This window comes from Gardnerella sp. DNF01199S (genome assembly GCF_049244155.1).
GTDB classification, from domain to species: domain Bacteria; phylum Actinomycetota; class Actinomycetes; order Actinomycetales; family Bifidobacteriaceae; genus Bifidobacterium; species Bifidobacterium piotii.
Map to the genome: position 1 here is coordinate 1468243 of NZ_CP058380.1, position 24139 is coordinate 1492381.

At 37.2% G+C, this 24139-nt stretch carries 20 protein-coding genes; 4 read left to right on the top strand and 16 right to left on the bottom strand.

Translation table 11 applies throughout. The features are described from left to right. Position 1 precedes the first annotated feature (1 nt). The 4 genes from HXT45_RS05990 to HXT45_RS06005 all read right to left on the bottom strand — a co-directional run bounded on the left by HXT45_RS05990 (position 2) and on the right by HXT45_RS06005 (position 4117). Positions 2-844 carry a carbohydrate ABC transporter permease gene (locus HXT45_RS05990; protein ID WP_102704738.1) on the bottom strand — a complete coding sequence of 281 codons (843 nt, stop codon included), beginning with the start codon at positions 842-844 and terminating at the stop codon, positions 2-4. After that, the gene (locus HXT45_RS05995; protein ID WP_004131799.1) at positions 834-1805 is read right to left on the bottom strand and encodes a carbohydrate ABC transporter permease; all 972 of its coding nucleotides are present in this window, start codon (positions 1803-1805) and stop codon (positions 834-836) included. Before HXT45_RS05995 ends, HXT45_RS05990 begins: the two co-directional genes overlap by 11 nt. Beyond that, positions 1805-3088, bottom strand: coding sequence for an ABC transporter substrate-binding protein (locus tag HXT45_RS06000; protein WP_016785565.1), 1284 nt, complete (start codon positions 3086-3088; stop codon positions 1805-1807). Before HXT45_RS06000 ends, HXT45_RS05995 begins: the two co-directional genes overlap by 1 nt. A 75-nt stretch (positions 3089-3163) precedes the next feature. Beyond that, the gene (locus HXT45_RS06005) at positions 3164-4117 is read right to left on the bottom strand and encodes an ROK family protein (protein WP_128832029.1); all 954 of its coding nucleotides are present in this window, start codon (positions 4115-4117) and stop codon (positions 3164-3166) included. Between the two features lie 278 nt (positions 4118-4395). On the opposite strand from HXT45_RS06005, the gene HXT45_RS06010 reads away from it, so the two are divergent. The 3 genes from HXT45_RS06010 (at position 4396) to HXT45_RS06020 (ending at position 8927) form a co-directional block, all read left to right on the top strand. Next, complete coding sequence (locus HXT45_RS06010; RefSeq protein WP_128832028.1) at positions 4396-5535, top strand: ROK family protein; 1140 nt, start codon at positions 4396-4398, stop codon at positions 5533-5535. A gap of 101 nt (positions 5536-5636) precedes the next feature. Beyond that, the gene (locus HXT45_RS06015; protein ID WP_128832027.1) at positions 5637-7667 is read left to right on the top strand and encodes a family 20 glycosylhydrolase; all 2031 of its coding nucleotides are present in this window, start codon (positions 5637-5639) and stop codon (positions 7665-7667) included. A gap of 75 nt (positions 7668-7742) precedes the next feature. After that, entirely contained in the window at positions 7743-8927 is a 1185-nt protein-coding gene (locus tag HXT45_RS06020; protein ID WP_421781660.1) for a GDSL family lipase, read from the top strand. Positions 8928-9386: 459 nt separating this feature from the next. On the opposite strand, the gene HXT45_RS06025 is transcribed toward HXT45_RS06020, so the two are convergent. The 10 genes from HXT45_RS06025 to HXT45_RS06070 all read right to left on the bottom strand — a co-directional run bounded on the left by HXT45_RS06025 (position 9387) and on the right by HXT45_RS06070 (position 18960). Further along, positions 9387-10832 carry an MFS transporter gene (locus HXT45_RS06025; RefSeq protein ID WP_016635358.1) on the bottom strand — a complete coding sequence of 482 codons (1446 nt, stop codon included), beginning with the start codon at positions 10830-10832 and terminating at the stop codon, positions 9387-9389. 159 nt (positions 10833-10991) lie between these two features. Beyond that, the gene (locus HXT45_RS06030) at positions 10992-12197 is read right to left on the bottom strand and encodes an iron-containing alcohol dehydrogenase (RefSeq protein WP_016785560.1); all 1206 of its coding nucleotides are present in this window, start codon (positions 12195-12197) and stop codon (positions 10992-10994) included. Positions 12198-12199: 2 nt separating this feature from the next. Further along, positions 12200-12913, bottom strand: a complete 714-nt coding sequence (locus HXT45_RS06035) for an HAD family hydrolase (protein WP_128832025.1) — start codon at positions 12911-12913, stop codon at positions 12200-12202. 80 nt (positions 12914-12993) lie between these two features. Next, the gene (locus HXT45_RS06040; protein ID WP_004133365.1) at positions 12994-13977 is read right to left on the bottom strand and encodes a nucleoside hydrolase; all 984 of its coding nucleotides are present in this window, start codon (positions 13975-13977) and stop codon (positions 12994-12996) included. A gap of 76 nt (positions 13978-14053) precedes the next feature. Beyond that, complete coding sequence (locus tag HXT45_RS06045) at positions 14054-15022, bottom strand: carbohydrate kinase family protein (RefSeq protein WP_020973637.1); 969 nt, start codon at positions 15020-15022, stop codon at positions 14054-14056. After that, positions 15015-15716, bottom strand: a complete 702-nt coding sequence (locus tag HXT45_RS06050) for a phosphoribosylanthranilate isomerase (RefSeq protein ID WP_004133368.1) — start codon at positions 15714-15716, stop codon at positions 15015-15017. The genes HXT45_RS06045 and HXT45_RS06050 overlap by 8 nt, the downstream gene beginning before the upstream one ends. 5 nt (positions 15717-15721) lie before the next feature. After that, a complete protein-coding gene (locus HXT45_RS06055) occupies positions 15722-16525 on the bottom strand; it encodes an energy-coupling factor ABC transporter ATP-binding protein (protein ID WP_004133370.1) in 804 nt (267 codons plus the stop codon). Continuing rightward, the gene (locus tag HXT45_RS06060) at positions 16522-17394 is read right to left on the bottom strand and encodes an energy-coupling factor ABC transporter ATP-binding protein (protein WP_004133372.1); all 873 of its coding nucleotides are present in this window, start codon (positions 17392-17394) and stop codon (positions 16522-16524) included. The genes HXT45_RS06055 and HXT45_RS06060 overlap by 4 nt, the downstream gene beginning before the upstream one ends. Beyond that, positions 17391-18155, bottom strand: coding sequence for an energy-coupling factor transporter transmembrane component T (locus HXT45_RS06065; RefSeq protein ID WP_020757488.1), 765 nt, complete (start codon positions 18153-18155; stop codon positions 17391-17393). Before HXT45_RS06065 ends, HXT45_RS06060 begins: the two co-directional genes overlap by 4 nt. A 148-nt stretch (positions 18156-18303) precedes the next feature. Beyond that, positions 18304-18960 (bottom strand): ECF transporter S component, encoded by a 657-nt coding sequence (locus tag HXT45_RS06070; RefSeq protein WP_032813263.1) that lies wholly within the window; start codon positions 18958-18960, stop codon positions 18304-18306. A gap of 197 nt (positions 18961-19157) precedes the next feature. On the opposite strand from HXT45_RS06070, the gene HXT45_RS06075 reads away from it, so the two are divergent. Then, on the top strand, positions 19158-21050 hold the full coding sequence (locus HXT45_RS06075; RefSeq protein WP_421781663.1) for a PfkB family carbohydrate kinase: 1893 nt from the start codon (positions 19158-19160) through the stop codon (positions 21048-21050). Between the two features lie 308 nt (positions 21051-21358). Here HXT45_RS06075 and HXT45_RS06080 read toward each other — a convergent pair whose 3' ends face one another. Then, positions 21359-22279 (bottom strand): hypothetical protein, encoded by a 921-nt coding sequence (locus HXT45_RS06080; protein WP_421781665.1) that lies wholly within the window; start codon positions 22277-22279, stop codon positions 21359-21361. A 754-nt stretch (positions 22280-23033) separates the two neighbouring features. Further along, the gene (locus HXT45_RS06085) at positions 23034-23825 is read right to left on the bottom strand and encodes a DeoR/GlpR family DNA-binding transcription regulator (protein ID WP_016636371.1); all 792 of its coding nucleotides are present in this window, start codon (positions 23823-23825) and stop codon (positions 23034-23036) included. Positions 23826-24139: the final 314 nt, after the last annotated feature.

A 24139-nucleotide genomic window follows, 5' to 3' on the forward strand; every position in this document is an offset into this window, starting at 1 on the left:
TTTAACCTTTCAACCCACCTTCTTGTAATCCTTTGTAAAGATGCTTTTGGAATAGAGCAAAGAATACAACTATAGGAATAAGCGATATTATTGCACCAGCCGCAACTAATCTAGGATCCGTATAGAACGTTCCTTGTAAACGATTCAAGCCAACAGTAAGCGTATATTTATCGTCATCGCTTAATGCAACCAATGGCCACAAGAAGTCGTTGTAGCTTCCAACAAATGATAATATTCCAATAACAGTAAGCGTTCCTTTTACCTGCGGCAATGCTACATACACGAATCTTTGCCAAATATTCGCTCCATCTACTTTTGAAGCTTCTAGTAAATCTTGCGGAACAGATTTAAACGCATTTACCATAAGCAATACGTTTAACGGGCCAATCAAACCAGGCAAAGCCAAACCAAACAGAGTATTCGTTAATCCCATACCTTTTACTAGAAGGAATGTAGAAACAAGAATACCTTCGCATGGCATGATGATTGCGGCAACAAAAAGCAAATAACCGATTTTACTAAACTTAAACTTTAAGCACCCAAAAGCATATCCAGCCATTGAGCATCCGATTATATTCCCCAAAACATTCATTGCTACAACAATCAATGTATTGCACAAATAGTGAAGTATAGGAACTGTTCTAAATGCTTTTACAAAATTTTGCACTGTAAAATCATGCGGAATCAAATACGGAGGCATTGCAAAAACATTGTCATTAGGGCCCTTAAATGCTAGTGCAATTTCCCATACTAATGGACCAGCTAGCAATATGAACACTAATACAAGAATGCAATATTGAACTATCGTTCCGATTCTAACGCGATGAGTGTTATTAGTTTTCATCTCCAGCACCCCTGTGAACAAATATTTGCTGAATAACTGTTATAAAACCAACAATAATTAACAGAACAACGCTTATTGCGCTAGCGTAGCCAGTACGAGCACTCAATCCTGTTCCTTCTTGCTGAATCAGCATTGTCATTGTTATGTCTTTTCCGCCTATTCCGCCTGTACCACGAGTAATTACATACACCTCGTTAAACACTCGGAATGCTGCTACAGACGAAAGCATCATTATTAGAGTCATTGTGGATCTAACTCCTGGTACTGTAATGCAGAAGAATTTGCGCATTATTCCAGCTCCGTCTATATCGGCAGCTTCGTACAATGATTTATTTATGTTAGCTAAAGCTGCTAAATAAATAATCATGTAATATCCAAGACCTAACCATATTGTTACAAACATTGCACTAAAAATTGTTAGCCATCTGTCTGTAAGGAATGGCAATGGCCCTGTTACTACGTGAATCATCTGTAGAATGGAATTAACTAATCCCCTTGTATCGAGCAAGTTAGTCCAGATAAGCCCTATTACCACTGCAGACAACACTACTGGGAAGTAGTAGGTTGTTCTAAAGAATCCTATTATTTTTGAATCTTTACTCACTAAAGCAGCAAGTATAAGAGGCAAAATAATCATAAATGGCACAACGCATACTGTGTATAAAGCAGAATTGAAAATAGCAGTTACAAAACGACTATCGCCAAATAGTTTTACGTAATTTGCAAATCCAACATTGTGCCCAGGTATAAGCATTCTAGCGTTTGTAAAAGATCTTAAGATGGTGTTTATAAACGGATAAATGCAAAACAATATAAGTATGATTAAAGCTGGCAGAACAAATAACCAAGATATGCATCCATCTTCGTTAAATTTTTTACGGAAGATGCCCCGAGGGGCAGGAGCCGCATTACTGCGACTCACTGCCGACTCGGTTTGTGGATTATTCATAGGAGAAATCATTACTTTAACCTGTCGTTTAGTGCAGCAACTGCTTTATCAAGCGCTTCTTTAACTCCCTTTTCTCCTTGAATTGCCTGAGTTAATTCAGGAGATAGATAGTTTACACCGTCAGTATCGGAAATCTCTGGCGGGAAGTTTGCAACAGTACCATTGTCAATTTCTTCCTTAGCAACTCTAAGAACCTTGCCTTCTATAGTAGATTCGTCAATGCTCTTAAAGAATGGATCATCCATTGCGCCAGCTGCAGAAGGATAAGTATTTGACTTCTTAGAAAACTCAACTTGATTCTTCTTGTTTGTTAAGAAGTTAGCGAGCTTCAAAGCCATTTTCTTATTCTTTGTTTGAGAATTTACTGCCATTAGCATTGGGTTAAGTGTATTCTTCTTGTTTGTTGCCAATGGTGCTACATCAAGTTGCTTATAGACTTGCGGAGCATTTGCCTTAAATGCGGCAACAGAAGAAGTTGAATCAAGCATATACGCTATGTTTCCTTGGAAATATAGTTTCTCTGCGTTAATTATGTTTGCGTTCATTCCATCTTTAGGAATGGCACCCTTCTTATAAAGATCTGCATAATGCTGAATATACTCAACACCCTTGCTAGAGTTAAATGTAAACTTTGATCTGTCTTTACTCAAGAAGTTAACACCATACTCTTCAAACTGCGAAGGGAATACGTATGGAACAGCAATCATGTAGCTCTTACCACCGCATTTTTCATTAACCGTATTTGCCTGATCAAATAAATCATTGTAGGTTTTTGGCGGCTTATTAATGTCTAGACCGCAGTTAGCAAAAACATCCTTGTTCAAATAAGCAACATCAATATTCAAGTACCATGGGAATCCGTAGACTCCTTCGTCAATACCGTTGCCCGAGAATTTAGATCCATCCCAAACCTGAGGCAAATAGTCCTTGGCCATTCCTGCAGCTTCTTTACTAAGATTCAGCAACGCTCCAGACTTTGCAAGATTGTATGCTTGCTGTTCGTTAACATTTACAATATCTGGCAATTGACCAGCTGCAGCATCCGTAGATAACTTTGAATCATAGTTTTCTGCAGGCTGATCAACCCACTTGACTTTTACTCCAGGATTTTCTTTTTCAAACTCACTAATAAGTTTTGTAAAATATGGAGTGTAAGTATCGTTCTTAAGGTTCCAAGTTTGGAAAGATACTGTAGAAGATTCGGAATTATTTGCAGAAGAACCGCATGCGCATAACGATAGTGCGGCTGCGATTGAGACGCATCCAGCAATAACACCTTTACCAATAGCATTCATAATGTTTCTCCTTTGAAATCAATTTATGTATTAACAGTTACGTATTAGCAATATCTAGTTGGAAAATGTATGTAATTAATTATTTCCCTCCTTTTTTATATCGTCATTGTGATTGCCGATAAGAGCTGCTCCTAACGCACCAAAAAACACCTCTTGATCTGCAATCACTAGACGATTAGATATATTTAATGAGGACAAAAATGGCGATTTTGTCTCAAGTTCACCAATAACTTTTTGTATATCCTTTAATAAAATTGTTCCTATTTTGCTTATGCCACCGCCGATAACAATAATTTTTGGGTCAAAAGTTACTGTGAGCATTTGTATTGTGCTTACAAGCGTGAATATGAATTTATGCCAGACCTTTTCAGCCTTTTCATTTTTATTGGAGACTTCTCTTAGCAACGATGCAATAGGATATCCATTTTTGGTAGGCCACATTTGCGCTAAAGCGCTTCCAGATATTATTGTTTCTACACACCCACGCTGACCGCATGGGCACATTGCACCATCTTTGTCTGCAACGATGTGTCCTATCTCTCCTGCAATCCCAGTTGAACCGTGGAAAAGCAACCCATTAATAACTACTCCTGCCGAAACGCCAGTGCCTAAATTCAAGAACACTAAGCTGCTTGAATTTGCTCCATAATAATGGTATGCACCAAATGCTGCAGCATTAACATCGTTATCAATGTAGGCATTTATTCCAAATCTATTTAAGATTTCAGATTTGAAATCTAGATTATGCGATCCCAAATTCACCGATTCACATACGCAACCAGTGTTTTGATTCACTAATCCAGGTACTCCAATACCGATACTTAAATCAACTTCCTTTCCATATATATTATTAACTTGCTTAATCACTTTTGATATGAGATTACACACCTCATCAACGATTTCTTTTTCTCCTTGATGAGTAGACACTTGAGAATACGCGATCGGCTTATTGTCCGTGTCAAAAGCTGCACACAGCACCTTTGTGCCACCAACATCTACACCTATACGTATTGGCGAATCAAGTGCCATAATAAACTCCTTACAATTACCTCTACCTTGAAGTAAAGTCCATATTTATTGGATTAAGTACAATTATTGCACTAAAAAATAAAAAAGCAATACCGTTTACAATATTTATAGAAAAACATTGAAAATAAAGGCGTTTCGCAATATAACTTATTAATACAAAAAACTTAAATTCAAAAAAATAATTTCCAAAAACATCTTTTAGTATATGTTCCAAACTATATATTTATCTGATAATATGTAACATATAAAAATAAAAGGGCTTGAAGATGGGATGCAATATGGAAGATACCCAAATACCTCAGTCGATGATAAATCAGCTGATGACGGTTTCTCAAAAAACAATACCCGCAGACGCAAGAATAAATAATAGAATGCTAGTATTCAATTATTTATTCCCAAAGCAAATACTTTCTAGAGCAATGCTTGTAAGAAAGACCGAACTTTCAAAAGCATCAATCTCTACAGTTGTCTCTGAAATGCTAGATGACCACATGCTTATAGAAAGTGGGCATGAATCAAAAATAGAACGAGGAAAAAGAGGAACACTACTAGAAGTTGATGCAACTTATTGGAATATTATAGCTATTGATATTTCTCAACCATGCTTAATACAAGGAGCAATCCTCAACCTATGCGGAGATATATTAAAACGATCAGAAATATCACTATACAAAAACACAGATGTTAGCGCAGACAAAATAGTTGAATTGTGCAAAACTCTTATAAAGCAATCGAATAATAATATATTGGGAATAGGCATTGCTGTTCCTGGAATTGTAGACAACAACGGAAAAGTTATACGTTCATTAAATCTTAAGTGGGAAAATATAAATCTTAAAGAAGAATTAAACAAATATTTTGACTGCCCTATTATTATTGACCACGATACAAATAGCGCACTTCTAGCAGAAAGATTTTTCGGCAACGGAGTCTCAAACACTATATTTATACAATTATCACTAGGCGTTGGAGCATCTATATTAATAAATGACGCAATAATTACTGGCATAAACAATTCTGCAGGAGAAATCGGTCATATAACCATTGACCCTAATGGTCCAACTTGCACATGTGGAAAAAAGGGATGTTTAGAAACATATATATCTGCAGAAATATTGCATAAAAAAATGTTCACATCTGATCAAGCAAGAATAGACATACTAACTGAAGCTGGTCATTATTTAGGAAAAGCTCTTACAACAACTATTAATCTTTTAGACTTAACAGATGTTGTTATTTATGGACCATCCGACATTGTAAACAAAGTCTTTATAAGCGCCACGGAAGAAGCCATACAAGAGTACGGCCCTTATAATCCAAAACACTTGTGCACAGTAAGACGCTGTACATGTAATAACGACATAACGCTTATTGGGGAATGTATTTCTGTTATTCAAAACAGAATTATGCATCTTTAATATACGAAAATATACCAATATTTACCAATAAAAATCTTTAATCATATTGAATATGTATTAAAAGATAAAACTTAAACAAAAATAGCAAAGAAGCATTAATCATGGATATAAAAGAATCAACAATAATACTTGTGCCTTATCCACAAAAATTAAAAATTACAGGAAATGACTCCATAACTCTTCCAGAGTCAAGCTATATTAGTTTCAAAAATATTAAACCAGATACAAGAATTACTACTGCTGGAAAACAGTTATGCGTAGACTTAAAAAATCAATTTAATTTTGATTGGAATGTTAGCTACGGGGATGGCTATAAAAGCGCCATAAATGTATCAATAAACAAGGATCTTTGCGCACAAGAATATAAAATTTATACGTCATTAGCAAATAATCAACCAAGAATAAATCGTGCAATAATCACTGTAGAAGCTAAAGATATTCAGAGTATTTGTTTTGCAATACAAACTATAAGACAGTTAATTAAACAATTTGGAACAAGTATGCCTTTAATAGAAATTGAAGACTTTCCAAAAATACCAGTCAGAGCATACTCTTACGACGTTTCAAGAGGTAGAATACCTAAGCTTTCTTGGCTAAAAATTTTGGTAGATCAATTGTGCTTATACAAATATAACCAGTTACAGCTTTATGTTGAGCATACTATTGATTTAGAAAATACTATTGAATCGTGGATTAAGCATACTCCACTTACATGCAGTGAAATTATTGAACTAGACGAATATTGCTACAACCGAGGAATTGAGCTTGTTCCCACTATGGCAACTTTTGGCCATATGTACGAAGTTTTAAGAAGTCCGTCTTATAAAAATCTTGGCGAATTCCCTAACCAATCACAAAGGCCGTTTAGCTTTGTAGAAAGAATGCTGCATCACACATTTAATCCTGTAAACCCACAAACAATACCATTCATAAGTAAAAGAATTAAAGATTATGCAGCATTATTTAGATCAAATAAATTCAACATTGGTGCAGATGAAACCTTTGATCTTGGCTGCGGAGAAAGCAAAGAAATTGCGCAAAAAGATGGCGTAGCAAACCTATATTCATCTTACGTTCAAAAATTATGCAATACGTTACAAGAAATAGGATCACAGCCAATAATGTATGCAGATATTGCATTAAAACATACAAATATGTTATGCGCCATTCCAAAAAATGTTATTTTTGCAAACTGGAATTATGCAGCAAACGTTACAGAAGATAGTGTTAAATTAATACATAATCAAAACGCACAGCAATACGTATGCCCTGGAACACAAACTTGGAATCGACTAATACCAGACTTTGATTGCGCAGTTAGCAACATATCTAAAATGTGTAAATATGCTCACAAAAATAACGCTTGTGGATTATTACTCACAGACTGGGGAGATTATGGTCATATAAATGACCCAATTCTCTCTTTGCCTTATTTGATTATGACTGCTCAATACTCATGGGGATCTAGCAAGATAAGTAAAAACAATGTAGAACACGATTTTGCAGATATCAATTCGCTAAATACCTTATTAAAAGATATAAGCAATATTCTTACCGATAATGTTTGCCCTCAATTATGCAATATTCTTCAAGAAGCATCACACTCACAAGCATTTAGCTGGTCAGACGCGGTGCAATTTAAAGAGCTTGATGATAATGGCGATTCAAACAAAGATGTTTTATTCTTATTAGGATTCAAAAAAGACATATCTCTAAAAGAAGCAAGAAAACAGTTTTTGACTGATAGAAATCAACAAATATTAAATGCAGAAAAATACAACAACACATTGTACAAATGCATAAATGATCTTTATAAAACGTACTCTTGCTCCAAATGCTACACACTCAAAGAAAGAATAAATAAAGACTTTATAAACACAACAATTTTAAGCATTCAAGGCCAGCAAATACTTAACAGCCTTGGATTGTATATTCTTAACGCAAGCGCAGAATATTCAAATAGCAGCAGTAAAATAAGCAAAGACCAAGTAGCTTACTTTGTACAGACTATAAACAATTGGTTTGTTCAATATGCAAATAGGTGGAATTCTATAGGAAAATCTGCAGACTTGTACAGGATTCGACAAGTTTTTGATTGGTACATAGATTGGCTGCTAAAAAATTCCAATTAAATATATTACTTTTTATTACTGTTTATTATCCTATGACTATTTTACGAAAATTATAAATACAAGATGAAGGCTTTTATGAATAACACAAACTGCTCAATCAACGAACAAGCAATTCTAGACTCTGGATTAAAAATATCTAACATATTCGATGTAAAACATAGAGTTTTAGGAAGATATAATAATGTAAAAAATCCTTGTGGAAACAAAAAATACTATTCAACTTATTGGACTGGAAGCGGCGTTGAATTTTTGTATTCAGGAAACTCACTAAAACTTGTAATTGAGTCATCTTACACACAATATGAACCTTGGGTAAGCGTAGACATAGATGGATGCCAAATAAGCAAACAAGCACTTAACAATGGCATTAACTTAATCCAATTGTCTAACGATTTAGAAGATAACAGATATCATAAAATACGTTTGCTAAAAGAAACACAGTTTATGCACGAAGACCCAACCCAAACTTTTGTTATAGAAAAAGTCATATATGATGGAACTTTTAGGAATCCAGAAAAACCATCTTTAACCCTTGAATTTATAGGAGACAGTATAACAAGCGCAGAAGGAGCATGCGCGAATGCGAGTATACAGAAATATTGCTCCGCCATTTTTAGCGCTTGGAATGGATACCCTAGAATAGTGTCAGACGCCTTAAATGCAGATTTTAGCGTAATATCTCAAGCAGGCTGGGGAATAGTTTGCAACTGCGAAAATAATCCTAATTGCACATTAACAAATATATACTCAAAAATTTGTAAACCTGCTCAAGGGAGAAACATTGAATTTGGTTGCAACGATAGCTATAAACCAGTAATCAACACTGATTTTATTGTTATAAATCTTGGAACAAACGACGCCACAGCTTGCCTTGCAAACGAGTGGGAAGACCCGAAAACGCATAAAAAATTCAAGTTAAGTTTAGATAAAAACGCTCTAAACTCAAGTGAAAATGGCTTCTTAGATAATGAGTCTGCAAAGATAGTTAAAAACGGCGTAAATAACCTATTAGAAACAGTTAGAAAGATTAACCCAGACTCAACCATAATTTGGTGCTATGGGATGCTTGGAAATAGGCTGGAGAATCTTATTAAACAATCCATTAATGATTTCTGCAATAAAACGAGCGACAAGAAAATATTTTATATTGAATTACAAAATACTAGCGATAATAATCTTGGCGCATGCAGTCACCCTGGAAAAATAGCACATAAAAATGCTGCGCAAATCTTAATTAATAAAATAAGACAGTTGATGTAAAGAGTTGGCAATCAAAGAAGAAAGTATGCATTACACAAAACTGTAGTGTGATTGCGCGACGAATTACCTTTTCGCTTAAAGCGTAGCACGAAAAGGTAATTCGGAGCGCTGAGCTTGCTTAAGGTTGAAAGCACAGTGTGCTTTCAACGCAAGCGAAGACGTTCGCGCGCTTAGACCGCGCGAACAATTACTTGCATGAGAACTTAAAGCGTAGCGCAAGGCAGGTCATCGCGAAAACGCACTACATGAAACCGCAAATCTTCCGCATTTTGTAGTTATAATCAGCGTGTTCAACAACAAAATAAAAGCCGCAACGAAAAATCCACTGCGGCTTTTATTGCTTATAAACCTTTCTAAAATTTTCAACAATGCCTAATACTCTGCAATTTAACAATTACAGTTAAATACGGCAATAAATAATTTATTTACTAAAATACATGACTACAATACCTGACTCTACTACGCCTCATCTTTCTCAACGTGCGAATGGCTATAAATCATCTTCATAGAGAAGATGAAAATAACCATAGCTGCAAGAACGATAATTCCGCCTATCATAAACACGTTTGCATATGTGGAAGCAAGGCCGCTTGCTGTTCCAAACATAGATCCTCCGCTCATCGAGCCATTGGCCATAAGCTGTCCGAATAACGATACACCAATCGAACCAGTAATAGCTTGAAGCAAATCATTAAATCCTAAAGCTCTACCAGATTCTTCAGGTTCTACTGTCAAAGTTGCAGTATCAACAATTGGTTGGTAGAAGAATGAAGTGCCAAAGTAGTAGATGCACGGAGCAACAGCAAGCGCCCAAATCTGACCTGCAGGAATCAAAATAGCTATTGCAATCAAGCCGCATCCCATGCACGCAAGAGCGAGAATTACCGAAGCTTTGCGTCCAATCTTTTGAATAATAGGACCAGCAACAAATCCCATAATCGCAGCTAAGATGATTGACCAAACAAGCCAATTAGACACTTGGGAAGAATCAATCTTATAAACATTTAATCCAATAGCATTGCATCCTGCATTCAAAGTGTAGCTAAAGAAGTATCCAACAAAGATTACAACCATAGTCATTGCAAATGCTGGATTTGTAAGCATCTTAGGTGTAATGAATGGGTTCTTAGCCTTATTTATATAAACAACAAATGCGATTAACGTAACCACGCAAGCAGCAAGCCAGAAATAATTCATATCTGTAAAGAACATAGTTACAGATGCTGCAAATAGACCTATAAGCGCAAAGCCAATAACATCAATCCTTGCGCCCTTGCAATGTTCATCTGGCAGATTCTTACGCAATACTGGCAGCAAGAACACTGCCAACACGCCAATGCCAAACAGAATTCTCCAATCAACTAGGGTCATATATCCTGCAAGGAACACACCTAAAGCGGCAGCAGCACGGAATACTGCAACAAATATTCCGTACCAAATAACTCGCTTCTTCTTTTCTACATACTTAGAAACCAGCACCAAGAATATAGAGCCAGAAACTTGCCATCCAGCAGATTGTAAAATCCTAGCAATAATTACAATCCAAATATTAAGATGACCAAAGCATCCAAGAACCGATGCAGCAACAAACACAACAGTTCCTAATGTCATCATCTTCTTTAGCGACACAAAATCACCAAGCGAACCATAAATAACGCACACAATACCCAAGACAATTCCTGGCAAAGACGTGATCAATGGAGCAAGGTTTGCTTGTTTTAGCTGGTCTCCAATATTTACGTAAATCATTCCAAAAGCCTGCTGCTGCAATACGCCAAGAGTAAAAATAGCGAGCACAACAGGAATTGCAACTTTTGCCATTTTATTCATTTTTGCGAACTCTTCAGTTCCCTCTTCAGGAACTGGAATGCCATTAGTTCGCTCACTGACTTCAACTTTAGTCATGGCTATTCCTTTCTTCTATTCTTCCAATTAAATGGAATATTTTTGCCACGCCTATATTTTTGACGCAGCATCGCTGGCACAAATCTTCATTTGACTTATGTCAACAACATTTACTTATAAATCAGCTAAATCAGCAATACCCACTAAAAAACGAATTTTCTAACAGATTTCCCTATGCATAGAAAGCTGATATATTTTTTTACAATCATCTGGATTTAGCCTTGCAACGGAACCTATAGAATTATCTTCACCAAAGAACTCAATTTGACTCAGCATCTTATCGATTCCATCTTTTGGCAAACCCGCATCTTCAAAACTCGTAGGCATACCTAAGGATTTGAAAAACTTTTCAGTTTCCAAAATTCCCTTATTTGCTAAATAAGATTCACTATCTACAGTGCTAACATTTGCTTCAGTAGAAATGCCAAACACTTCTTTTGCGTATCTAGCAAATCTCTTAGCATTCTTGCTAGAAGCAACCTTCATCCATGAACACATGATTATAGATAATGTTGCACCATGAGGAGTGTTATATAGAGCACTAATCTCATTCGCTAACGTGTGCGTAGACCAATCTTCATTGCGACCAATACTAAAAGTATTATTCTGAGCAATTGTTGAAATCCACATAATCTGCGCACGCAAATCATAGTTTTCCAGATTTTCCAAACAGCGCGGACCTATGGAAATTAGAGTGCGCAGAACGCCCTCGCACATTGAATCCACTACCCCGAAATCGTTATCATCGCTAAAATATCTTTCGCAAATATGACTAAACATGTCTACTATTCCGCATGCTGTTGGATATGCTGGAACGCTAAGAGTTAGCTCTGGATTCATAAAAGCAACAACAGGTCTGACTATTGTATTAGATATAAGCAGCTTAAGATGCTCAGAGTCATTATTTATAACCACTACTTTGCTTGATTCACTACCCGACGCAGGCAAAGTAAGCACAGAAAACACTGGCAAACTAGACTTTACTTTCGCAAACCCAGTAAAATAATCCCATACATCACAATTACCAGCAGCTCCAATACCTATAGCTTTAGAAGAATCAATTACCGAACCACCTCCAATTGCAACGATGCCATCAATGCAATTATTTTTTACAACTTCAATACCTTTTCTAACCAGCGATAGCTTCGGATTTGGCTCAACTCCACCAAGATCAACAAAATCAATATTGTATTTATGCAAACTATTTTTAATATCAAAAAGAATATGTGAAAGGTATTCTCCCCCATCATAATGAAGAAGAACCTTGGATATACCTCTATCTTTTAATTCTTTTCCAACTTTACATTGAGCATTCCTGCCAAACACAAACTTAGTTCCAATGCAAAGATCAAAATTATTAATCATGATTACCGAACCTCCAGCAAAGAGTTTCTTTCTTCATTTGCAATATCAGAAGAAAATAGAACTGAAGAAATGTCATTTACGCAATTAGCTAAATACTTTGGCCTGGCCAACTTCAATGCAGAGATTTCACCGTCTCCATAAGATACAGCAATACAATCAACACAATTTTCTCTAGAAGACTCAACGTCGCTATAGGAATCTCCAATATATACACAATCAAAAGGGCTAATATTATATTTACTAATCATTAAAGAGATCATTTCTTTCTTGCTCATATAAACTTTCGATTCAGAATACAAAGAATCTGGAGAAATCCAACTGTCGAATAGCTCAATCCATTTTTTTATATTCAAAATCTTTTCCAATGCAACCAATGGCTTATTCGTAACTATTGCATTTATTACTCCGCATTTTTTAAGTTTCAAAATAAGCTGAGCAATGCCCGCATACATGTGCGTACTATGAAAATTATTTAAATTCCTATAATGATTACTAATATCTGAATCGAATTTTTTATAAAATTCAAATCCAGGATATGGGATGAGGTACTTAAATATTTCTAATGTTGACTTACTCAAATTAGAACTATTAGATATAAATCCTTCAGGAAGCTTAGACCCACAAGCACATGCGGCATAGTTTATGGAACGCCACACGTCTTCGCTTGTACTGGCTATGGTTCCATCAAAATCCCAAAGGATTAATTTATACCTCATCCCAAGCCCTTTCTTTATAGATTGTCAATAATGAACAATGTTTCTAAATAGCGTTTCTTAATACTGTTTCTAAAACTAAATTAGTTATAACTTTCAAGAGTCTTGTAAAGCATATCTACAAATCCAGGGAAATCTAGCTCAAGAGCTGCTTCTGCGTTAGGTTCCTTACCTCTTGGCTCCATAGTTGGAGTACGCTCTAAATCAACAGCTGGATTTTCGCCACGTAGATGCCTGTAATCACATACAGTCATTCCTCTTGTTAGCTTTCCATCAAGCTCAACGTCAATATGCATTGGAACAGCCTTAATAAGTTCAGGGAAGGCAACCCATGTTACAGCACAAGCATCATGCATTGTTGCGCCTGTTAGATTTGTTTCTTCAGCACATGTTCCTATAAAGAATTCAGTTAAATCAGCAGCTAACATTGCTGCTTTTGTTCCAATTTGCCTAAATTTAGCAACATGCTCTGCTTTAAGATCGCATTGACGAGTTAAATTAATTCCAGTCATTTTTACATGAATTCCAGAATTAAACACTCTAGATGCTGCTTCTGGATCAACAAAAATATTGAATTCTGCCGATGGAGTCCAATTTCCAAAAGTAACAGAACCACCCATGATGCATATTTCTTTGACTCTATCAACAATTCTAGGTTCTCTATTTATTGCAGATGCTATGTTTGTTAGCGGACCTGTAGCTATAAGAGTTACATCATCTGTGCTCATAACTGTGTCAACAATAAAATCTACAGCATGCTTATTCTGTGGCGTATGAACAGGATCTGGAAGAACTGGACCATCTAGACCAGTAACACCATGGAATTGAGGCGCAGTAACAAGAGGCGCAACCATAGGACAGCTATGCCCAGGGTAAACACCAATATTATCTGCCTCGCCTAAAACTTCAAGAATTTTAATTGCATTAGTCGTCACATTTTCTAATGGACTATTACCGCCAATTGTTGTAATTCCTAGAACATTAAGATGCTTAACAGCAATCATTATTCCAAATGCATCATCATGACCTGGATCACAATCCAAAATTACTTTCTTTTTATTACTCATTATTAATGACTTCCTTATCATATTGTTTGGTAACTTATTATTTATTGCATGATTTATTAATCAATAACCTCAATTGTTATTTGAAAGTTTTTACATCATAATGCAACAAAAATTCATTAATTTGATTGATATTAGGAGAATTCCTAGCACCTTTATGCGCTACTGAATACGCAGCAACAGCATTCCCATACAGTAAGGATCGTTCAATATTAGAACAATCCAACATAGATTTTATGTAACCAGCGTTATAAATATCGCCAGCACCTATAGTATCTACAACATCAACATTGAACGGTGGAGCAGATATAACGCTACTATTCTTAAATCCTATAGAGCCGTTTGCACCATCTCTTGCAACAACTGTACGTCCGTTAACAGATAAATCTTTTGCATTATTTTCCCATGTATCATCTCCTAAATAAGAAAACTCGTCTGGACCAGAACCTAATAAATGAGTTACATATGGCATTATTCCCATCAAAGCATCATAAAAATCAGGATTTAATACGCCATTATCAACTCGTAAATTCAAATCGAATGAAGTAGGAATTCCGAAATTATAAGCCTCTCTAAATATGCGCGTAATAGAATCTCTTGCAGAATTGTTATACACAAGGCACATACCAGAAGAATGAATCCAATCAGAGTTTCTAACAGCATTCATAATGCGATCATCAAGATCTAGCACCTTAAAGGATTGGCTCTCTCTTGGCCAACCCCACAAATACCTTTCACCAAACTCATCTACAAACGCAAACACTCCAACGGTATTTAACTCAGCATGCGTGCGCAAATAGGTTGTGTCAACACCTTCCTTAGCAAAATCATCTAAAACAAAACGACCATATTGGTCATTCCCTATAGAACCAACAAAAGATGTATTAACTGCTAATCTAGAAAGCGCAACAGCAGTATTGGCAGAAGTACCTCCACCTTGAATAGATACATCAGGATACTCAACAATAGTTCTTTGCTCATTCAAAAATCGCGGATAAGGAACTATAATATCTACATTTGCATCGCCAACAACAATAACATTATGCATTTAACGCCGCCTTAATAAAAGCTTCCACTTTTACAGGATCCTTACATCTCAACGTATTTGCACGCTCGTCTTTGTAATTTGTAAGACTAAATGAGTCAACACCATACGGGTTAGTATCATGAATCGCATCAGCAACGTTAGAAGCATCAAGGCCTCCAGCAATAATGCATTTAACAGATGTAGAGTCAATAATCTCCTTATCGATAGACCTATCGTGCTCAATTCCAGTTGCGCCTATGTCGTTAGCATCTGGTGATTTTGTGTCTATTAAAAAGAAGTCGGAAACTTTTTCATAATCTTTAACATATTGGAGAACTTTTTGCTCTTCTAAAGGAACGCCTTTAAGAACAGGTATAGCTTGCATAATAAGAAGCTCAGGAAACCTACTTTTTAACTCACCAACTTGTTCAGGAGTTATACCTTCTATGTTTCCAGATAAATGCAAAACATCTGGCATTGCTAAATTTAAGTCTTCACTAATTTCGTCTATATTCTCCGAACACGTTAAGCCAATTCTTACGGCACCTGGTTGTACGCCATTAAAAATCTCTTTTGCTTGCGAGCAAGACAACTGACCTGGAGTATGTTGAATATGCCCATAGCTTACGCCAATATGCTTAGCGCCAAGACTTACAACCATACGCGCATCTTCCACAGTCCTAATTCCATAAATTTGTACAATAACGTCAGCCATATTATTCACCTTTCACTGTTAAACAATTCAACAAACGCTGGCACAGTAAATGGAGTGCCATTCATACCAACTTTTTGCGCAACTCTTGTAATCGGTGGAGGAGTTACAAAAGATAATCGCAAGATATCCGTTTGAGAAAACACCTTCTCTGCTGGCCCATCTAACAAAACTCTTCCAGACTGCATAACAATTATTCGACTAAAATTCTCCGTAACAAACTTCATGTCATGCGATATTGTTATGCACAATTTTCCTTGAGATTGCAGCGTCTTTATAATCTTCTTAAGACGTAGATTTCCTAAAACATCTTGACCACATGTAGGCTCATCAAAAATAATGACTTTTGGATCCATCATAAGTATTGCGCCAATAGTGCAGAATTTTTTCTCTGTTAAAGATAGGTCAAAAGGATGAATATCTAACTTATTGTTAAGACCAACAAGATTTGACACTAATTCCATGCGTTCTTCGATTAATTTTGAATCCATTTTTATTTGTTCTGGACCAAACGAAAATTCTTTACGAACACTCTCTAAAAACAGCTGGTCATCTGGATTTTGGAATACATACCCAACTTCGCAAGCCCATTCAGAGGTATCTTTAGTATCAACATTTATCCCATCAATTAAGACTTTGCCCGAAGTTGCTTTAAGAATACCGTTAAAATGCTTAACAAGCGTTGTTTTACCAGCGCCATTTTGACCAATTATTGCAACAGGCTCATTGCCGCTAATACTAAAAGAAACACCATCAAGCGCTTTGTGCCCCGATTTATATTCGTGCACAAGATTGATAACATCTAACTTCATGAGTTAACCTCACTTTTATTAGAACGTATGCTACTTTTAACAAGATCAACTGCCTGATTCTCGGTGATAGGAATTTTAGTCACATTTACTCCGCAATTAGCAATAGCAAAACCGAGTTTTACGTAATCTGGAGGTTCAATTCCGTGATTAGTAATATCTGGATTTGTAAATACTTCATAAGGCGATCCACTTGTAAAAACTTCGCCATTATCCAGCACCATAACAGTATCAGCGCACCTTGCAACGCGCTCCATATCGTGATCAACCATAATCACAGTTACGCCACTATTATTAAGACGTTTTACAATGTCAAAAATCTCCTCGCTGCCAAGTGGATCAAGTTGTGTTGTACACTCATCTAAAACCAAAATCTTAGGTTCCATAATAAAAGTTGACCCAAATGCAACTCTTTGAATCTGTCCACCCGAAAGCTCAAGAGGATTTCGGTCTAAAATATCACTTATACGCATTAATTCTGCAACTTGAATAACTTTTTCAGTCATCTCCTTACGAGCAACACCTTGATTACATAATCCATATGCAAGCTCTTCTGCAACAGTGCCCGAAGTGTAGCTAAGTTGATTAAACGGATTTTGAAATACTAGACCGATTGTTTTAGAAAGTTTAGCTACACTAGAAGAAGAAACATCATTGCCGTCAACAACCACTTTCCCACGCGATTTGCCAACAAAATAATGCGGTATTAAACCAACTAATGCATTACATAATGTTGATTTACCAGATCCGTTAGCGCCTATGATACATAAAAAGCTTCCCTCTTTAACATCAAAACTTATATGCTTTAATGCACTTTTCTTACTACCGCTGTATCTATATGAAAAATCTTTTACGGAGAGAATATTATTCATTTTAGACCCCCATAATAAGGAATAATTCCAACATAGAAACAGGTAGACAAGACTAAAGAGATAGCAAGAATTAGTAATAACATGTAAGTCAAAACTGAGTCATAAACTCTCCATTGGACTTCTACTATGCTTGTTCTTTTTACTCCACTTACACCAAAGCCACGCGTTTCTAATGTCATTCCTCGCTCTTGAGCATCAGTCAAAGAGCTTAAAACAACAGGCCCAAGTAAAGGTATTAGCGCACGCAATCTGCCAATCGCACTTCCAGACATTTTTAACCCTCTAGCGCTTTGAGCCTGGCTAATAACAGACATTCGTCTTTGCATTTGCGGAACAACATTTAAGCTTGCTAAAACTAAGTAACCTATTTTTGCAGGAAAACCTATGCCAGTTAAAGCAGCGACCATACTGCCTATATAAGTAGTTTTATTCATAATGTAAAAACTGCCCAAAAATACTAGAACAGTAACTACTACTCTTCCCGCATAAATCATTCCTTCGAGACCAAGTTTTGCAAATCCAAAATCCGCTATAAAGGTTTTATTACTGGGACTATATAGCCCTTGTATAAACATAAGCATTAATGTCATTGGTATTCCAAAGCCAAACATAAGTTTTACATATGGAACAACAATCCTTGCAATAATTGCTACAACAAAAAGAACTACAATAAATGCAATTCCTAGACAAGGATCTGGCCATGCCATAGATGAGATTCCTAAAGTAAAAATAGCAATTATTTTTGTTATAGGATTCAGCATAGAAACAGGATTATTATCGCAACGCTGCCATGTTAAACAACTTTTATTATCACTCATTGCAACATAACTCCCTCGTTAAACTTATGAAACTATAAAACCATGAAGCTGATTCAAGATTGTTAAATCAGCTTCTTCGCCAAAAAACTAATTAATCAACAGAATCTTCATCATATTCATCTGATTCATCAGAATTATCCGAATCATCTGAATTGCCTGCAGCATATTGACTTAAGAACCTCTTAGGCACCTTTTTAACAATAAAGTAGGCAACAGCAACAGCAATTCCCTTATCTAATAGGTTCTCAATAATTGATGATGAAAATACAGAAGCAAAAATATTTTTCATTGCTACAACAAGCGTTGCAGTAAGCACCGAGGTTCCATTAATGCCAGTTGCTCCACTAAAAACAAATACTGTTATAAGTGATGCAGAAACGGCGTTTACTAAGGTTACAACAACCCAAACAATTAGAACACCCCACCACTTTTTGAATAAACCTGCCTTAACCATATAACCAACAACAAGACCACATAAAACGCTAACTACCGCATAAGGTAAATTAACTGGATTTGCCACCAATGCTAAAAATACATTTGTTAAGAACCCAGTTAAGGCAGCAACCCACGGTCCCGATAAGCAGGCAACTACCATAGTTCCAATCATATCTAGAAACAGAGGGAGCTTTAGAGTCGAGCACAGCGTGCCGCCAATAAGATTTATACCTACTGCAATAGGAATCAAAACTAACGATTTAGTTGAGAATTGATTCTTAATATTCTCAATAAACAATAGCTTCTTTGCCATCATGCACCACCCTTCAACAAAATGTTGATAAGTCTTGCAAAGTTGTTAATTCTTTCAAAATTTCAACAAAACAACACTGTATGAAAATTGTTTCCTAAACAGTTTTCATAATTCATCTTAGAATAATAAATACTTATTGTCAATAATGCACAGTTATGAATAAACTATATCTTTGAAGACAAAAAAGAAGGAATCAAATGAACATTAAAGACATAGCTCGATTATCCAAAGTTTCAGCATCAACTGTGTCAAAAATTGTTAACAGTAAAGATGATTCAATCAGTTCTGAAACTCGCGAGCGCGTCTTATCTGTAATACGACAATATCACTACACTCCATATGCAAAAATATCATCGCAATCAAAAACTTGGCATATTGCAGTAATTCTTAGATCTTCAATATCTTTTGACACAACTTTAGACGGAATAATACAAACAGCCCAACAATCAGGCTATGGAACAGTAGTTTTCAATAGCTATTCAAACATAGAACAAGAAAGTAAAAATATAAGCGCGCTTAGCAAACACAAAATCGACGGTGTTATATGGGAGCCAGTAAGCAAAGAAAGCTTTAATAAATTAAAAGGAATTGAACACGAAATACCATGGCTAACTATTGGATCAATAGGAGGCGACGAATCACTATTATTGCCCTATTCAGATGCAGCATATAAACTGACGGAACAACTAATATCGCATGGTCACACATCAATAGGATGTTTAATGACAGATGGAAGAAGAACAAAAGATTTTCTTAACGGATTCAAATCATGCTTATTTGACCATCACCTCGATTTTGACGAAAGCAGAATATTTTTTGACCTCAACGACAAATTAGTAGAAAAAATAAGCGATCACTCTATTACTGCGCTCGTGTCTTCTCATTATAGAAAAGCTTTAGAATTTCAACAGTTAATGACTTCTCTAAATAGAAGCATTCCCGAGGACGTGTCACTCGTATCCATAAAAAATGACACAAACGAACAGCCTATATTGGCAAAAAACTCTGAAATATCTACATATACAATCCGCAACGCTGATTTTGGGTCATACTTGTGCAGCAAGCTTATAGACAAAATAGAAAAAAGAAATGAATCAAAGACTTCTTTCGTTCAAGAATTCCATCTGGACAACACAAGAACTATAGGATCACCATCTCAGCTAAGAAAACAAAAGATAACAATTATAGGATCTATTAACCTAGACACATGCCTATCTGTGCAAAATTTGCCAAGTAAAAATGAAAGCATTAATGTTCAAACTTCTAAAACTTATCCAAACGGTAGCGCAATAAACCAAGCTATAGCAGTATCTAATCTTGGCCAACGTGTAACCCTAATAGGAAATGTTGGATACGACTTGGATGCAGACAAAATATATAAAACACTTTCACAATGGGCAATAGATTCATCTGGCGTAATACGCAAACATGAATCTCACACTGGAAAAGCGTACACATTAGTAGACGCTTGCGGAGATTCAATAACATCTGTAATATCTGGCGCAAATAGCACATTAAATCAATCAAACATACAAGATAGAGCTAATTTGTTTGAAAACACAGCATATTGCATAATTCAATCAGATATACCTGTCGATGCAATAATATCTGCGTGCAAAATCGCTAAAAAAGCTGGTGCAAAAATCATATTCAATCATGTTTCATCCGAAAACATACCGAAAGAAATAATAGATAAAATAGATATTTTATTTACGAATATAGATAGTAAAAGCACTGATCGAATTGAGGAAATAGCAAAAGAAAAGTCCTCATCTTTTATAAATAAAGGCGTAAAAACAGTAATTATAAATATGCTGCATAAAGGATACTTACTATCTGATTACAAAGAAGAAAAAATAGTAAATAGCAACGAACCCAACATCGAGAAGTATAGCAACTGCAGTGATGCTTTTGTATCAGCACTAGCAGCATATATGCTATATGGTTACACTACAAACCAAGCAGCAGAAATTGCGGCCTACGCTGCAAATTATTCGAATTCTAGAGAAGAGATAACACCATCTTTTATAGACAAATATACTTTAGAAACAAGTATAACTATGCCTAAAAGCAGTTTGATAAACCAGTAGACGCTTTTTGTAGCTATAATCAGCGCATTGAGCAACAAAACACGTAAAAGAAAAAGGCTTGTTAGAAACCTAACAAGCCTTTAAAACTAAAGAACAGAGTCCCGTCCCTAGCGGAAAACCATCTCTAGCAACAAGCATTAAGCACCCACAAGCAGAATAAAGAACCTACACGGTAAGAAAAGGAAATTTCGGCAAACCGAGCAAACTCTAAACCCCGCGTGCAAGCTGCAGCACAAAACACGCGCCGCCGCCTAACGCAAGCCTATTTTTTACACGCGCACCAGCGAACACCAGTGCGCGCGCAGTGCTTAGTGACGAGCCTTGCGAACAGCAGCACCCATGCCAGCAAGCATGGTGGCAGCCAAAGCGGTCAAAGTTACGCCAACACCAGTACCAGGCAACTTCTTACCGCCATCCTTCTTCTTCTCAACCACAGTGGTCTTAGCACCAGCAGCAGCACCATTAGCACCAGCCTGACCCTGCTTGGTAGCGCCAGTATTGCCCTGCTGAATCGTTGCAGATGGAACAATATTCAAAGCATTCTTAACAGACTCATCATCAGCCAAAGCTTCCTCAACTCCAGCCACAGTATCATCAGTATTAACAGCTGTCTCATCCAATGCAGTTAAAGCGTTAACAGCCTTAGCATAATCACCAGTCAACAACTCCATAAAGTTTTTGTAAGCATCCTTGAAAGCAGCACTCTTCTTCTCCTGCACCTTCTCAGCCTTCTTCAAAGCAGCATCAGCACCATTTAGGGCATCCTTCAAAGAGTTTACACTCTTCTTATCTTTATTCTGAGCCAAAGCACGCTTCGCATCATCAACACTATTCTTCGCCTGCTGAACAGCCTGAGTAGCATTATTAAGATCAGTAGCAGCAGTAGTAAGAGCAGTCTTCTTCTTACCCAACTCAGCCTTCTGCTTATCAAACTCAGCCTTAGCATCCGCTAACTTAAGAGCATGAATCTTATCATCTGTAGACTCAGAATCCTTCTTCTTAGGAGTCTGATCATTCTTAGGAGCCGCAGGAGTCTGATCATTCTTAGGAGCCGCAGGATTCTGATCATTCTTAGGAGCCGCAGGATTCTGATCATTCTTAGGAGCCGCAGGATTCTGATCATTCTTAGGAGCCTGAGCATCAGCAGCGAACACTGGGGTTGCCATTGCGAAGCCAGCAAGCAAAGTTGCGCCAGCAGCGAAAGCGGCGATAGCCTTCTTATTCATCATTTTATTTTCCTTTCTTCTTCTCCTATGCGTTAGGGGCGCATAGAAAAATTTGCTCCACAATCCAAAACGGATTGTGGCACACGGCCAAACTAGGTGCGGCCATGTTTGCTATTAACATACCCCCCCCCCGTTTGAAAAAGTCAAGCCCCAGCCACACATGCTAAACCGAAAAAAATGATGTTATACACAAACTAATCCACAATTAAGCCACACTCGCCGTAAAATTTGTGGATAAACAACGATTAAACCGTAAAAATACGCATTTCAAGGTTTTTGAAGAATTTTCCCAGGTTTTTTTAAGGAAAGACTTTTCGCGCGTGTCGCACTATAAAAAACTGAGAATGATGCTGGTTTATCGTTAGCGCGGCCTAAGCGAGAAGGCAAGTCATGTAGTAAATCAAATGCAAACACACTACAGTTTTGCGTGTTTATGTAGTGCGTTTGTATCAAAAAACACCGAAATTCGGTACAAACGCACTACATGGCAGGTCGTGTCGTTCGCACGGATTAGCCGTGCGAACGTCTTCGCTTGCGTTGAAAGCACACCGTGCTTTCAACCTTAAGCAAGCTCAGCGCTCCGAATTGGAAAATCGTTAGCGCGGTCTAAGCGCGCTAACGTCTTCGCCGCACGTAAAGTCCACTGGACTTTACGTTTGAGCGGCTCAGCGAATCGAGGTGATTTCTCGCGCATTATGCAGCTCGAAATCGTCGATTCGCGCTACGCTTTAAGCGCAAAGGCAGGTCGTCGCGCAAACTATTCACCAGTAACTGTTGGCGCAAGAACTAGATTCTTAACCAACTCGCGAGTGCGAAGCTGCGAATCAGCATCTAAGCAATCGTCTGTAATAACCGTGTCAACTTGGTCAAATCGCGCAAAAAGCGAAAGCGATGTGCAAGTCCACTTTGTGTGATCCGTTAATATAATCGTGCGATCCGCAATATCCATCAAAGCCATATCGGTAGCAGCTTCCAACGAATTCGGCATAAGGAATCCACGCGGCAAACTAACGGAATGCGTGCCCAAAAATACTGTGTTTACGCGCAAAGACGAAACAACTTTATCGGCAATAGGCCCAACCAACGAGTTGGAACGCGTAATCACACCGCCAGTAACAATAACCTCAATATCTTTAGATTCAAGCGCTTGAACAAGCTCCGCAACTGGAATCGAATTTGTTAAAATCGTGATTCCAGACGCCCTGCGAGACTCAAGAAGATGCTGTGCAAATACGTATGCGGTTGTGCCGCCACCTATTGCAATCACATCCCCTGGCTGAACATAATCCACCGCCTTAGTGGCGATTGCATCCTTAAGACCCATATCCATCTGCGACTTTACGGAAAACAGCGGCTCTGAAAGAAGCGTGTTAGTTGTAACAGCACCACCGTGCACGCGTTTTAGAAGACCGCGATCCGAAAGCTCCGCAATATCCCTGCGAATTGTCATTGCAGAAACGGCGAGTTCCTTAGAAAGAGCGGTAATACGCACGGCCCCCCTGGTGCGAAGGCGGCTCAAAATCAATTGTTGACGCTGTGAAGAAATCATGTGAACATTATCGCACAAGTAAACGCAAAAAACAAACGCAGATGAGCGTTTCTAGGCTCAAAACGTTATGTATTTAACAAAAATCACATAAAATCTGGCAAAACGAACAAATGCTTGTAAAAAGTGCGCGTTACCAAGCACTGTAGAGATTCGAGATTTTTCGCAGCTATCGAGGCGAGGCGTATCGCTCGCACGTTACAGCGCGCTCACGTCTTCGCTTGCGTTGAAAGCACACTGTGCTTTCAACTTTGAGCAAGCTCAGCGAATCGAAGTGCATTCGCGCGCTACGCTTTAAGCGCTCATGCAAGTCGATT

Excerpts from the sequence above, each read along its gene's own strand:
- HXT45_RS06085 (WP_016636371.1), bottom strand. The coding sequence starts at position 23,825 with ATGATTTCTTCACAGCGTCAACAATTGATTTTGAGCCGCCTTCGCACC.
- HXT45_RS06015 (WP_128832027.1), top strand. The coding sequence starts at position 5,637 with ATGGATATAAAAGAATCAACAATAATACTTGTGCCTTATCCACAAAAA.
- HXT45_RS06005 (WP_128832029.1), bottom strand. The coding sequence starts at position 4,117 with ATGGCACTTGATTCGCCAATACGTATAGGTGTAGATGTTGGTGGCACA.
- HXT45_RS06040 (WP_004133365.1), bottom strand. The coding sequence starts at position 13,977 with ATGAGTAATAAAAAGAAAGTAATTTTGGATTGTGATCCAGGTCATGAT.
- HXT45_RS06010 (WP_128832028.1), top strand. The coding sequence starts at position 4,396 with ATGGAAGATACCCAAATACCTCAGTCGATGATAAATCAGCTGATGACG.
- HXT45_RS06060 (WP_004133372.1), bottom strand. The coding sequence starts at position 17,394 with ATGAATAATATTCTCTCCGTAAAAGATTTTTCATATAGATACAGCGGT.
- HXT45_RS05995 (WP_004131799.1), bottom strand. The coding sequence starts at position 1,805 with ATGATTTCTCCTATGAATAATCCACAAACCGAGTCGGCAGTGAGTCGC.
- HXT45_RS06000 (WP_016785565.1), bottom strand. The coding sequence starts at position 3,088 with ATGAATGCTATTGGTAAAGGTGTTATTGCTGGATGCGTCTCAATCGCA.
- HXT45_RS06045 (WP_020973637.1), bottom strand. The coding sequence starts at position 15,022 with ATGCATAATGTTATTGTTGTTGGCGATGCAAATGTAGATATTATAGTT.
- HXT45_RS06030 (WP_016785560.1), bottom strand. The coding sequence starts at position 12,197 with ATGATTAATAATTTTGATCTTTGCATTGGAACTAAGTTTGTGTTTGGC.
- HXT45_RS06070 (WP_032813263.1), bottom strand. The coding sequence starts at position 18,960 with ATGGCAAAGAAGCTATTGTTTATTGAGAATATTAAGAATCAATTCTCA.
- HXT45_RS06035 (WP_128832025.1), bottom strand. The coding sequence starts at position 12,913 with ATGAGGTATAAATTAATCCTTTGGGATTTTGATGGAACCATAGCCAGT.
- HXT45_RS06020 (WP_421781660.1), top strand. The coding sequence starts at position 7,743 with ATGAATAACACAAACTGCTCAATCAACGAACAAGCAATTCTAGACTCT.
- HXT45_RS06065 (WP_020757488.1), bottom strand. The coding sequence starts at position 18,155 with ATGCTGAATCCTATAACAAAAATAATTGCTATTTTTACTTTAGGAATC.
- HXT45_RS06075 (WP_421781663.1), top strand. The coding sequence starts at position 19,158 with ATGAACATTAAAGACATAGCTCGATTATCCAAAGTTTCAGCATCAACT.
- HXT45_RS06025 (WP_016635358.1), bottom strand. The coding sequence starts at position 10,832 with ATGACTAAAGTTGAAGTCAGTGAGCGAACTAATGGCATTCCAGTTCCT.
- HXT45_RS06050 (WP_004133368.1), bottom strand. The coding sequence starts at position 15,716 with ATGGCTGACGTTATTGTACAAATTTATGGAATTAGGACTGTGGAAGAT.
- HXT45_RS05990 (WP_102704738.1), bottom strand. The coding sequence starts at position 844 with ATGAAAACTAATAACACTCATCGCGTTAGAATCGGAACGATAGTTCAA.
- HXT45_RS06055 (WP_004133370.1), bottom strand. The coding sequence starts at position 16,525 with ATGAAGTTAGATGTTATCAATCTTGTGCACGAATATAAATCGGGGCAC.
- HXT45_RS06080 (WP_421781665.1), bottom strand. The coding sequence starts at position 22,279 with ATGATGAATAAGAAGGCTATCGCCGCTTTCGCTGCTGGCGCAACTTTG.